Source organism: Pseudoalteromonas sp. Z1A8 (assembly GCF_011378855.1).
Lineage (GTDB): Bacteria > Pseudomonadota > Gammaproteobacteria > Enterobacterales > Alteromonadaceae > Pseudoalteromonas.
Genome location: NZ_WTLB01000022.1, coordinates 59,825 through 72,707 on the forward strand (window position 1 = coordinate 59,825; position 12,883 = coordinate 72,707).

The following is a 12,883-nucleotide window of genomic DNA, read 5'->3' on the forward strand; positions in this document are numbered from 1 at the left end:
GGATTTTACTGGGTATATACAGGCATTTACACGATGTTTACATGGCGCTGGCAAAAATCTCGATTACAAAAAATATATATAAAAATGAAGAAGCGGTAATAATTATTACTACCGCCATTAATAATAGCTAAATATCAGAGATAAATATGCGGGAAGAAAATTAATAAGCCAACTAAACAGAGTTCTGATTAAGTGGCTTATTTTTTAGTAGGAAGTACTTTTCTGCCCAAACGGTATGCATCAGCCATACTCAGCACCCAAATTATAGCCATTAAAGGCACATATTTATATTCAGCGAGTTTAGCGCAGGCGTCGGAAGGTTGTTGGGCGGCTTTTAAAATGGCCGTAACCGACATCGGGATTTTTCCGTGTACAATTTCATTTGCAGTACATTGTGCAATCGCAAATATATCTTGGAGGGTTAAAATTAAAAGAACAGAAAATACACCCGCAAAAATAGCGCCTATAAGATGTTTTTTTAAAGAAAAATGCCCCGCTCCAGGATAAACAATGGCGGTAAGTAAAGCAGCTTTTAAATCTTGTTTCATGGTTATTTCAGCTCGTAATATGTATTACACTAGACACCAACATAGTGAATTAATTCTCTTTAAAATCAAGTAAAAGCTAAAGTAGCGTATCAAATAAAGTTATTTAGAATTACTCACAGCTAAGATTGAAACTTTCAGCGTACAGTTGTACACTGAAATTAATTCCAATAGTGGTAGGAACAGTTATGTCGTTAGAAGCGCCTTATTCCCGTAAAGAAGAACAACTAAACGTAATCAGCCATGCACTCGGTATTATTTTTGCTGTATTTGTAATGTGGGATCTATTTAGCCAAGCCACCAGCACTAAAGCGTATATTAGTACTGCAATTTATGGCAGCAGCTTGTTTATACTATTTTTGTCATCCACTTTGTACCACGCCAGTATTCAACCGCGCTTAAGAGCCTTTTATAAAAAGTGCGATCACTGCGCCATATACTTACTCATTGCCGGCACTTACACCCCCTTTTTATTAATCTCGCTAAGCGGTGTTTGGTCATGGGCTACGCTTACCTTTATATGGGCAGTAGCACTGGCGGGCGTTGCATACAAAGTACTTGTAAAAAACGGTAATAAAAAAATATCACTCGCCACCTACTTACTCATGGGTTGGTTTGCACTGGCTATTGTATATCCGCTTTATTCTAGTGTTGATGTAAACGCACTTTACTGGCTACTTGCCGGCGGCATTTTTTATAGTTTAGGGACATTATTCTACAGCGCTAAAAGCACCCAATTTAGCCACGCTATTTGGCACTTATTTGTGATTGCTGGGTGTGTTTGCCATTATATTTCGATTAGTAACTATGTTTATTGAGCTGGTTAAGCCAATTAGATTGGTCTGGTTTGAGCGAAAACCAGCCGTTCAAGCAAACCGTATATTTTTAGATTTGTTGATGTTATCGGTTGATATCCTAATGGTAAGTTTTCCAACAAAGCGGACCTAATAAAATTCGTGATATCGATATGTTTAAACTATTAACCCACAGTAAAGAACTGATGTTGGATAAAAATAGATAAATGATTTATTGATAGTAGCTTGCGTAATCATCGATGTAGCTTTCCCAAACAGGGACGTCTCCTATTGTTTCTTTAAAAGTCTCAAGGAATTTATTGACTAATGGTGTTGGGTTTCTATGAGGGTATACGGCATAGAAAGCACCAAAATGCTCCGGTAAGGCGTAGTTTGTTAGCAGCGGCACCAAATCAAATTTTTTTATATTGTCACCTAACATATATAGGGCGAGTACACCGAAGCCTAGCCCAGACTTTATAGCACCAAGCACCAATTCTTGTTCATTAACTCTATATCTGCCTTTAAATTCCCAAAGTCTAAACTCTCCATTTTTTGAATCTCGTCCAATTGGGATCTTATTGACTACAAGCCCACCGCTTGAGAAAAAAACGGCAGGTAACTTAACCAGTTCCTCGGGTGTTTTAGGGGTGCCGTATTGTTCAATGAATGATTTTGATGCCAAAATAGCAATTTTATTGTTGGCTAGTTTTCTAGCGACTAAATTTGAATCTTGTACATCACCAATTCGAAATGCAATATCGTATCTATCTTCAATTACATTCAATACTTTGTTATTAAGGTCTAATTGAATATCTGTATCAGGGTATTTTTTCATGAATATTTCAATGGCTTTTTGCACATACAACTTACCGAACAAGGTAGGACTCGTTATTCTCAGTAAGCCTTTAGGTTTTCCATGAAAAGACTCAACAATACGATGAGTATCAGAAATAGTCTGCCTGACCGACTCAGCTTGTTTTAATACTTCTTTTCCAGCCTCTGTCAACGAAAGTGAACGTGTGGAGCGATTAAGCAAACGAATACCTAGCTCACTTTCCAATATTTTGATTTGTTTAGATAGTGAAGATCTATCCATGAGCCTTAAATCAGCGGCCTTAGTGTATGAACCTTGCCTGACGACATCAAGAAATAGGTCAAGCCTAGTTGCTATGTCCATAAAAAAACCTCTCACTTCGTTATCATTGTGGTCATTCCTGTCAACACGAACAGAAACGCAGTTGTCAGGAGTGTCAACTTAAGCCTTTATTAATAAGTGTTAAAGCTATTTTAAACTCTTATCCCAATATATTCGGATATCTATTGTGGCATATACTTCCACAATTATTGGAAAAAACTCATGATTATCTATCCAAGAGGTTAATTCATAATACGTCCATCAACAATGATTAACCACTTGGTGGATATTATGACTAAAAAGATAAAGATAGATTTTGTGTCTGATGCCGTTTGCCCTTGGTGCGCAATAGGCTATACACGGCTAAAACAAGCCATCTCTGAATTAGACTTACAAGACAAGGTTACCGTTGCATGGCAGCCATTCTTCCTTAATCCTGATATCGCACCAGAAGGTGAAAATATTTACGATTATGGAACGCGTAAGTACGGAAGAACTAAGCAAGAAGGTGATGCAAATCGCGCCAATATCACGAAGCTAGGTCAGGAAGCGGGGTTCACTTTTAATTTCACAGATGAGTCACGTGTCGTCAATACGACTGATACGCATACTTTGCTGGATTATGCAAAAGACTCCGGTAAACAAACTGAGCTGAAAGAGCAGTTATTTAATACCTTTTTTACTGACCAAAAAGACATTTCAGACAGAAATGTACTTGCGCAATTGGCTCAAAAAGTGGGTATATCGATAACTGATTTGTCTGACGTATTAGATAACCCAAAAACTCAACACCGTATTGCTGAGAAGGTTTCAAGCTGGCATACGCTTGGGATTTCTGTGGTACCCACTTTAATTTTTAATAATGAAGTACTCGTTAATGGCTCTCGCACGGTTGAGGCTTATAAGCAAATATTAACAGAGTTAGTTTGACAATAACGACTTAATAACTATTCAATAACGACTGAAAAATTATACCACTACACTATATAAGAGGCATAAAAATGAACACATTCAATATTCATAACGTAGAAACAGCACCAGAAAAAAGCAAAGCAATACTAGCAGCCTCCCTTAAAACAAATGGCATGATTGCTAATTTACACGGGGTAATGGCCGAAGCACCAGAGCTTTTAATGGCGTATCAAGAGCTAGGTAAACTCTTTACTAATACATCGTTCGATAAAGACGAACTCACGGTTGTATGGCAGACCATTAATGTTGAACATAATTGTACCTATTGTGTTCCTGCTCATACCGCTATCGCAAACAGTATGAAAGTTGACCCTTCATTAACTGAAGCATTGAGAGATCAAAAAGCAATGCCAACCCCGAAACTTCAAGCCCTACAGGATATGACACTGAATGTGGTTCGTAAGCGAGGTAATGTTTCAGATGAAGATATTTCTGCTTTTTTCGCCGCAGGCTATGCTCAACGTCAGTTATTAGAAATCATTCTTGGTGTGTCTCAAAAAGTGATCAGTAACTATGTTAATCACATCGCGGAAACGCCAGTGGATAAGCCTTTCCAAAAATTTGCTTGGGACAAAAAGGCCAACGCCAAGCTGATAGCAAAGAGAGTATAAAAATGAACATATTAAAGACTCTGTTGAGAGCCGCTACCGTTATTACACTATCGGCATACATCTTATACACAAATAAATTAAGCCCGAATTGAACTTAATTTATATCAGTCGATCAGATCAGTTATAACGAAAATACCGATTGAGTTTAATTATTATGCTGATAAAAGATACTGAAGAATGGGCTAATTATTTGTTTAAGCATGCTGAATTAGGTGGCAGATTCAAATCTGAAGTGCATAGCCTTTAAGGAGCATGTAACGGATTCTGTGTAACTGCCCGTTTTTAGATTTTAAATATGCTTACTGAGGCGTTCCTCAAATTCAATGATAAAACGACTCATTGCATTACGCCAGTCTCGAATTGGCATCGTCCATTTTTTCGATGCCTCTTTTATTGCCAAAATAAAACTAAAAACTAAACTAGACAGCCACTCCAATAATAAAACTAAACTAAAACTAAACTAGACAGCCACTCCAATTAAAAAATAAAACTGTGCCATTATAAAACTAAACTAGACAGCCACTCCAATTAAAAAATAAAACTGTGCCATAAAATCTACTTTTTAGGTTAATTATTTACCTTTCCTACTCGGTTATTTTAATTTCATCCATTTAGTAAGTCATTAGCACCCTTAAACCTAAATTACACGCATGAGAATAACTGCATAATTACAGTTTTAATTTCTTACTAAGAAGTTTAAGTCTTATGCGAGTAGCTTTTCGCAATTACTGATATTTGCCCGCCGCTTGCGGTTTAAATTTTCACAGTAACTTGCTTGTGAGGATGGCCTGCCTACTGCACCATGAAATACACGTGTAAATTGCGTGGTGAGTTTTAACCAGTTTTCTGGAGATATATTCACCCTGTCTAGTAAAGGCAAGTGTGTACTTTCAATATACCCTCGCTTGTCTTCTCGTATACAACGTCCTGTTAACTCAACAAGTTCAAGGTACGATTTAAGCTCAAACGGCAGCCCTTTGGGCATAATTTGGCGTGGCATACCTGCAAAGCGAAGTAGTTGTTTTGGCTGCTTGCCTTCTTTTGCGCATATTAAGCGCACTTGAGCGCTGGTATGGTCTGACTCTTCTGGCGTTTTAGCCATCTTGGCTCTAATGGGGTTTAAGTCTACATACGCCATACAGGCGGCAAGTGCGGCTTCATCTAATAATGCTTGAGACGTAAAGCGCCCCTCCCAGAATCGCCCTGTGCAGTTATCTTCTTTATTCGCTCTGCGAGCAATACCTTCATTTAATAGCCGCATAAACCAACTGATACTTGATAGGCGCTCTCGGTATTGCTTTACTGTTTGATTAAAAAAGATAAGTTCAACTTTACTTAGCTTTTCACCTTGTACGTATTTCTGCGTTAGCAATGTGCCTTTACAGAGTTTATGCCAGCGAATAACAATCGCTTTATCATTCAGCCTATTCGCTTTTTTATCATCAACATACAGTACTAAATGGGTATGGTTACTCATTACGGCATAAGCACATACATCAATACAAAATACCTTGGCTAACTCAAGCAGCTTATCTTCAACCCACCCTCTACGATGCTCGTAAGACTTGCCTGTAAAACGGTCCTCGCCACACAAAAAAGCACGACGCACGCAACGTGAAATACAGTGGTAGTATTTTGTATCAACCAAACTTACTTGACGCTTTCTTGCGATTGCCATAAGACACCCTGCTTGTTTTATGCATTAAATAAAGGCTAGTCTTTAACTTCGAAAAGTGCAAAGTTTAGGATGGGTGTCACTATAATTTTTCCTTGGTACGAAGCTCATTAGGAGCATGGCGCATGATAACCATGACACCATAGCTCGAATATATGTCAGTACCTTTGCTTTTCAGCAAGCTTGTGACGCATCATTACTGTGAAATGGGATACATGATAATAAAATAAAGGCATCAATTTTGATGTTTATACATTAGTTCGTCTTGACTTCAAGGGAGCGTCCATATATGTCTAGTTTATTTATACAAATTTAGGATGGATGTCTAGTTTATTTATATTCTCGGTCTATAATTTCTTGCGGACTCCTCATGGTGGTTAATTCGCAAGAAGGCAACCAATCACACACTTCGCCATTTAAACTCAAAATTATTTTTTCGTTTTCGGTCTTTATTTTATTTAAATCCACGTCTATTAATCCTTATTAAACTTAACTGTATGTAAAGCTGAATAATTAAATCCAGCGATGCAATTTTATATTCACCTTATCACTTTTAAAGCTAATACCTTCTGATAATAGCTTTTCGCGTTGTTCTTGGTATTTTTCGCTACCCGCTGGGAATGATATTTTACCTTGACTATTCACTACGCGATGCCAAGGTATCACCGAGTCGTTTGGCATCATTTTTAATAAGCGCCCGACCAATCGTGAGTTTTGAGGATAACCTGCAAGGCCTGCAACTTGCCCGTAGCTTGCTACTTTACCCACTGGTATGCCTGCGATAACAGTATAAATAAGAGTTTCTTTATCAATATCTGCGTTCATTTAAATACGCCTCACTAAGTACTTTAAACTGCTCCCAAATAGTTCTCGCTACAGGGCCATGGTGAATCGCATCGCGTCTAAATGCGCGCACTTCTATGCCAAACTGATCCTCTCTGTCGTTAATATGTATTTGCTGTAACAAGCCTGCTTCGATTTCGGGTGCACAATAATCTATGTTCATCATTGCCCAGCCAGAGCCCGCTAGTAAAAACGATTTTAAGTTAGTTACGTCGTCTATTTTCATCAAGACTGAACTTTTTGAATATGAAAGCCTATCACTGTCGATACTCAAGTCGCTTTCGAACATGGCTAAACATGGGCAATTTTGTAATTCACTAAACGTCATGTTTTTTTTAAAACCCTGAGTAGATGCAACAATGCCAATATTAAGTTTACCTATTGGTAGACTTTCTAAAGGCCCTGTTGCATGAAATAAATCAAACCAAGGGCCTATTCCAAGTTCAGCAATGCCACTGTTTACTTGCTCGAGTGAAACAAAGCGTTTTCCGCTGGTTAAGTTAAACTCTGTGCGCTTAAACAACCTAAAAGTATTACTTATGATCTCGTTATAACTGTTCAGATGGCAAATTTGTTCATAACAAATTCTAAATTGGGGCTCATTGCCTAATGCTAACTCTTTAGCAAGTTGTGCCAGCTCGTCATTTGCATGTAATAACTGCAGTGCTTCCCTGTGAAAAATCCGCCCTTTTTCAGTAAGCTGTAATCGGTACTTACTTCTGTCTAGTAACTCAAAACCTATTTTTTCCTCTAAGTTTTTAATGGCGAGTGTAAGTGCAGGCTGTGTTTTATGCAGCTTTAATGCTGCCCCGCTTAAGCTTGCACTTTGCACTATTGCATCTAAAATTAGTAATTGATTCAGCTTCATATAGCACTCTGCAACATTATAAGTAAAACTTATTGAGTTTCTAAAATTTAATGATTTTTATTTTATATGTTTGCAGCGTATCCTGCACTTAATTATTTTGCCATCATTGCAACGGAGAAGACATGAAACTCTTTCGTCTATGTTTATTAACTACGACACTACTAAGCTTACTTGCCTGTTCTGAACCAGAACAACAAGTTAAAGAAGAGCCCATTCGCCCAGTTAAATTATTCAACATAGGTCATGATTCTCAAATTAACATTCGTAGTTTTCCTGCTGAGGTAGTTGCAAACCAAGGCTCTTACCTTGCTTTTAGAGTAAATGGCGAACTTATTAAGTTTCCGGTACTTGCTGGTGAACACGTTGAAAAAGGCGATTTATTAGCAAAGCTAGACCCAGAAGATTTTCAATTACAGTTTGACGAGCGTAAAGCACGCTTTGAACTGGCAAAATCACAACTTGGCCGTATTGAGCAGTTGTTTGAGAAAAAAATCACCAGCCAATCAGAACTAGATCAAGCCACTGCTAATATGCAAATTGCCGAATCGGCATTTAGAATTGCACAAACAAACCTTGAGTACAGCGAACTACGCGCGCCCTTCTCGGGCACGGTTGCTAAGGTATTTGTTAAAAACTTTGAAAACATTCAAGCCAAGCAAAATATATTACGCTTAGAAACACGCGATTTAATGGATGTAGAAATTCAGGTTCCTGAAAAAATAGTGGCTCGCTTTAAAAAAGGCACCGATTACCACCCTACTGTAAAGTTTGACGGCTTTGACGATAAACAGTACACACTTGATATTAAAGAGTGGGATACCCAAGCTGATCCTGCAACGCTTACCTATAAAGTTGTGTTTTCGCTACCTGTACCTGAGGACTTTAATTTACTAGCAGGTATGACGGGCAGCGTGCTTATCGATTTAAGTAAAGTAACGCGCTCGCAAGTTTCATATACTATTTTACCTATTGAATCGGTATTTTCTGAGCCGCAAGAAACAATTAAAGATAACGCTTACGTGTGGCTTTTTGATTCAAATACTAGTCAGGTTCATAAGCAGGCCGTAAAAATTGGCCAATTGCACCGCGATGGAATTGAAGTGTTAAGTGGCATTGAAGAAGGTCAAATTGTTGTTTCTGCCGGTGTGCATTCATTAAAAGAAGGCATGAAAGTAAGAGCATGGAATAAAGAGCGAGGCTTATAATTATGAGCTTTGCACAACTCTCCATAGAGAAAAAAGTAATCAGTTGGATGTTTACGCTGCTGCTATTAATTGGCGGTAGTGTGTCGTACTTTGACTTAGGGCAATTAGAAGACCCTGAGTTTACACTTAAAAAAGCCATGGTTATTACTATGTACCCTGGCGCGTCGCCGCAACAAGTTGAAGAAGAAGTGACCTTTCCTCTTGAAAACGCGATTCAGCAATTACCGTATGTTGATTACGTTACGTCTATTTCGTCTAACGGTAAGTCGCAAATTTCGGTAGAAATGAAAAGTACTTATCGAAAAGAGCAACTGCGCCAAATTTGGGATGAAATGCGTCGTAAAATTAACGACCTTTCTCCGTCATTACCCAGTGGTGTTTACCCAAGTACTATTTTGGATGACTTTGCCGATGTTTACGGTGTTATGTATTCGGTAACTGGCGATGGTTACTCGTATGACGAGCTTAAAGATTACGTCGATTTTTTAAAGCGCGAACTAGTCCTTGTTAAAGGTGTTAGTAAAGTAACGGTTGCAGGACAACAACAAGCTCAAGTAATGGTTGAAGTATCTACCCGTAAACTTGCGCAACTAGGTATTGCACCAAGCCATATTTTTGCATTATTGCAATCACAAAATACGGTATCTAACGCAGGTAAAATACGCGTAGGCGATGAATCAATTCGATTGCACCCTACTGGCGAGTTTAAAGATGTAAAAGAGCTCGAAACACTATTAATCTCAAAGCCTGGCGCTAATGAGCTTATTTATTTAGGTGATGTCGCTAAGGTTTACAGAGAGTACGCAGAAGTACCCAACAATATTATTCGTTATAACTCACAGCAGTCTTTACTAATTGGCGTGTCATTTATGACGGGGGTTAACGTTGTTGATGTAGGTAAACACATAGATGAGCATTTGGCATCACTTGAATACCAACGCCCTCATGGTATTAACATAAACTCGGTATATAACCAGCCTCAAGAGGTTCAAAAATCGGTTGATGGTTTTATTATCAGCCTACTTGAAGCTATCGCGATTGTTATTGTAGTACTACTGTTATTTATGGGCTTAAAAAGCGGTATTTTAATTGGTGGTATTTTACTACTTACCGTACTGGGCACATTTATATTTATGAAGTTGTTTGCTATCGACTTGCAGCGCATATCGCTTGGGGCACTTATTATTGCACTGGGAATGCTGGTTGATAACGCCATAGTGGTCACCGAAGGCATACTTATAAACCTCAAACGTGGCCAAACAAAACTAAAAGCGGCTATTAATATTGTTGAGCAAACAAAATGGCCATTACTAGGGGCAACCGTCATTGCGGTTACTGCGTTTGCGCCAATTGGCTTAAGCTCTGATGCCAGCGGTGAATTTGCCGGTAGCTTGTTTTGGGTGTTGTTTATTTCGCTTTTATTAAGCTGGATCACAGCGATTACCTTAACGCCATTTTTTGCTAATTTAATGTTCAAAGAAAACGAATTTAAAAACGAAGCAGGCCAAGAAGATGAAGACCCATACAAAGGGTTTATTTTTAATGGTTATAAAGCGATTTTAGATTTAGCACTGCACTTTAGAAAAACCACGCTTATACTAATGGTTGTTTTGCTGTGTACTGCGGTTGTTGGTTTTGGCTCTGTAAAACAGTCGTTCTTCCCTGCCTCTAACACGCCTATGTTTTATGTGGATTACTGGCAAGAACAAGGTTCTGATATTCGCTCAACTATTGAAGGCGTTAAAAAACTTGAAGAGTTTTTACAAAAAGAAGACCTTGTTGAAGAAGTAACAAGCACAACAGGGCAAGGTGCACCGCGCTTTATGCTTACCTACGCACCAGAAAAATCATACCCGGCGTATGGGCAATTGATTATTCGTGTTGCCGACAGAGAAGCCGTAGCAACTGTAATGCAAACAGTACGCGATTATTCAGACAATCATGCACTTTCTGCACAGCTTAAAATTAAACCGATGGAAATTGGCCCTTCTACTGATGCAAAAATAGAAGCACGTTTTTCAGGCCCTGACCCTGTTATTCTAAGACAACTAGCTGCTAAGGCTAAAGAGCTTATTGGTAACGACGATGGCGCCTACAATATTCGTGATGACTGGCGCGCACGTACCAAAATGATTCGCCCACAATTTAACGAGCAAAAAGCACGTCGATTAGGCATTAGTAAATCAGACCTAGACAATGTATTACTAACAAGCCTTTCGGGTAAACAAGTGGGTGTATATCGCGATGGTACACAGTTGCTACCTATTATTGCACGCTCTCCGGCAAACGAGCGCTTAAACGTAGAAAGCGTACACGACCTTCAAATATATAGTCCTGTACTGAGTGTTTTTGTGCCAGTGACCCAAGTTGTAGACGAATTTATTGTGCAGTGGGAAGACAGCTTAATAATGCGCCGCGATCGCAAACGTACAATCACGGTAATGGCCGATAACAATGTATTAGGTGATGAAACACCTGCAAAACTATTTGCGCGTATTCGTGGTCCAATTGAAAACATGGAGCTACCGCGCGGTTACCAACTTGAATGGGGCGGCGAATACGAGTCATCAAGCGATGCTCAAAAAGCAATATTTGGCTCATTACCACTGGGTTATTTAGCTATGTTTGCAGTTACCGTATTACTTTTTAACTCGCTTAAACAACCACTAATTATTTGGGCAACAGTGCCTTTGGCTATTATTGGTGTAAGCGCGGGCTTGTTAGCAATGAATGCGCCGTTTAGCTTTATGGGGCTACTTGGTTTATTAAGCTTAAGCGGTATGCTAATTAAAAACGGCATTGTATTGGTCGATCAAATAAATCTTGAATTAAGTGAAGGTAAATCACCTTATGAGGCCGTTTTTGACTCCGGAGTGAGCCGTGTGCGACCAGTTGCAATGGCCGCTATAACCACTATTTTAGGTATGATCCCACTATTATTTGATGTGTTCTTCCAGTCAATGGCGGTAACCATAATGTTCGGTTTAGGCTTTGCAACTATACTTACGCTCATTGTAGTGCCGGTACTGTACACGGTTATATTTAGAATTGATTACGAGCCACGTAAGTAGTTAAACATATAATTGGTTAACATTAAAAAATGCCACTGGCTCAAGGTCAGTGGCATTTTTATTTAATACCGATGAAAAAAGAAAGGCTACATATTTAGTTGTTAAGAAACTAACCGCAACACTTTTTATATTTTTTGCCACTACCACATACACAAGGTGCGTTACGCTCTGGTACTTTATCAAATACTTGTGGTGTTGACTTGCTAAGCGCAAAGTCTAGTTCGCGAATATCTTCTGGTACGTCTGCTTTAACTTCAATTGAAGCAAACAGCGAATGCTCTTCTAATATGGTTTCTATTTCTGATTGTCGTTCAGCTGAGTTTACAATTAGCGTTAACGGGTGCAACTCTGTGCCTACCTTAGCGATACGATTTGGCGCAAATCCATTACTGTTATTTTTACCCATTATGTCGGGCTTACCCATAAAGAAAAATTTTGACATGTTACTTCTATAACCTTTCTACATTATTAAGACGGCGCATCTTAACAGCTTACTCAACATATAACTAAGGTGTATGCGCTAATAGCGAATATAAATAAACCCGTTCGCGTAAATACGCTAAAAGTAGCCAATAAACACAGCTGTAAAGCGATTTTAAGCGCTGTTTTAAAACTCTAACTTAAGAACTACTCAATAGCCTCATCATCTATTATATATATTTACTATGAACTGATTAAGTAAATAGGGATATTATCAATTTTAAAATACTCTGTAGACTTGGCTTTATTATCTAAGCACTTACCAATTAAGCGATAGATATGCTAACCAAGGCAATAAAATTGCCTTTAACTTTAGGGTCAGTTGAACTTTCAAGGTTAAATTTGCAGCCGTCTGTTTGGGGTTTAGGCAAGGTAAAGCCTATGCGGTGTGGTTATTCCCCATAAATAGGCGTGAGCAGGACGCGTAAGCTTTGCTCGGTTTTTACTTGGCCCACTGGTTACAAACCTCGCGACGCAATTAAATAGCCCCTAGTTTGAACAAATTTCAATCCGCAAAGATCAACAGACCCAAGCCTCATATATAAAGAGGCAATTTATTTAAATAGAGAAAATTATGTTTAAAAATTTTGGATGGATAGTAGATACCATCTCTCATTTTAAGCTTCAAGGTCGTATTTAACTTTCTTGGAGCTTAAACGCTTCTTGGTTTTTTATTACACC

11 protein-coding genes are annotated in these 12,883 nt (G+C 38.6%); 5 read left to right on the forward strand and 6 right to left on the reverse strand.

The annotated features are described in order from the left end of the window. Positions 1–197: 197 nt before the first annotated feature. Positions 198–548 carry a hypothetical protein gene (locus GQR55_RS10560; RefSeq protein WP_166420552.1) on the reverse strand — a complete coding sequence of 117 codons (351 nt, stop codon included), beginning with the start codon at positions 546–548 and terminating at the stop codon, positions 198–200. Between the two features lie 185 nt (positions 549–733). Here GQR55_RS10560 and GQR55_RS10565 point away from each other — a divergent pair, with 185 nt between their 5' ends. Then, positions 734–1,363: a hemolysin III family protein gene (locus GQR55_RS10565; RefSeq protein ID WP_166420553.1), complete on the forward strand. Its 630-nt coding sequence runs from the start codon at positions 734–736 to the stop codon at positions 1,361–1,363. 208 nt (positions 1,364–1,571) lie between these two features. On the opposite strand, the gene GQR55_RS10570 is transcribed toward GQR55_RS10565, so the two are convergent. Then, on the reverse strand, positions 1,572–2,519 hold the full coding sequence (locus GQR55_RS10570; RefSeq protein ID WP_166420554.1) for a LysR family transcriptional regulator: 948 nt from the start codon (positions 2,517–2,519) through the stop codon (positions 1,572–1,574). A gap of 249 nt (positions 2,520–2,768) precedes the next feature. On the opposite strand from GQR55_RS10570, the gene GQR55_RS10575 reads away from it, so the two are divergent. Beyond that, on the forward strand, positions 2,769–3,407 hold the full coding sequence (locus GQR55_RS10575) for a DsbA family oxidoreductase (RefSeq protein ID WP_166420555.1): 639 nt from the start codon (positions 2,769–2,771) through the stop codon (positions 3,405–3,407). A gap of 71 nt (positions 3,408–3,478) precedes the next feature. Then, complete coding sequence (locus GQR55_RS10580; protein WP_166420556.1) at positions 3,479–4,060, forward strand: carboxymuconolactone decarboxylase family protein; 582 nt, start codon at positions 3,479–3,481, stop codon at positions 4,058–4,060. A gap of 703 nt (positions 4,061–4,763) precedes the next feature. On the opposite strand, the gene GQR55_RS10585 is transcribed toward GQR55_RS10580, so the two are convergent. The 3 genes from GQR55_RS10585 to GQR55_RS10595 form a co-directional block, all read right to left on the reverse strand. Next, complete coding sequence (locus GQR55_RS10585) at positions 4,764–5,738, reverse strand: transposase (RefSeq protein ID WP_166420557.1); 975 nt, start codon at positions 5,736–5,738, stop codon at positions 4,764–4,766. Positions 5,739–6,248: 510 nt separating this feature from the next. Beyond that, complete coding sequence (locus GQR55_RS10590; RefSeq protein WP_166420558.1) at positions 6,249–6,560, reverse strand: MGMT family protein; 312 nt, start codon at positions 6,558–6,560, stop codon at positions 6,249–6,251. Beyond that, complete coding sequence (locus tag GQR55_RS10595; protein WP_166420559.1) at positions 6,544–7,446, reverse strand: LysR family transcriptional regulator; 903 nt, start codon at positions 7,444–7,446, stop codon at positions 6,544–6,546. The genes GQR55_RS10590 and GQR55_RS10595 overlap by 17 nt, the downstream gene beginning before the upstream one ends. 122 nt (positions 7,447–7,568) lie before the next feature. On the opposite strand from GQR55_RS10595, the gene GQR55_RS10600 reads away from it, so the two are divergent. Beyond that, the gene (locus GQR55_RS10600) at positions 7,569–8,651 is read left to right on the forward strand and encodes an efflux RND transporter periplasmic adaptor subunit (RefSeq protein ID WP_166420560.1); all 1,083 of its coding nucleotides are present in this window, start codon (positions 7,569–7,571) and stop codon (positions 8,649–8,651) included. A 2-nt stretch (positions 8,652–8,653) separates the two neighbouring features. Beyond that, a complete protein-coding gene (locus GQR55_RS10605) occupies positions 8,654–11,722 on the forward strand; it encodes an efflux RND transporter permease subunit (protein WP_166420561.1) in 3,069 nt (1,022 codons plus the stop codon). Between the two features lie 109 nt (positions 11,723–11,831). Here the strand turns inward: GQR55_RS10605 and GQR55_RS10610 are convergent, their stop codons facing one another. After that, positions 11,832–12,164: a PBPRA1643 family SWIM/SEC-C metal-binding motif protein gene (locus GQR55_RS10610; RefSeq protein WP_166420562.1), complete on the reverse strand. Its 333-nt coding sequence runs from the start codon at positions 12,162–12,164 to the stop codon at positions 11,832–11,834. Between the last annotated feature and the right edge of the window lie 719 nt (positions 12,165–12,883).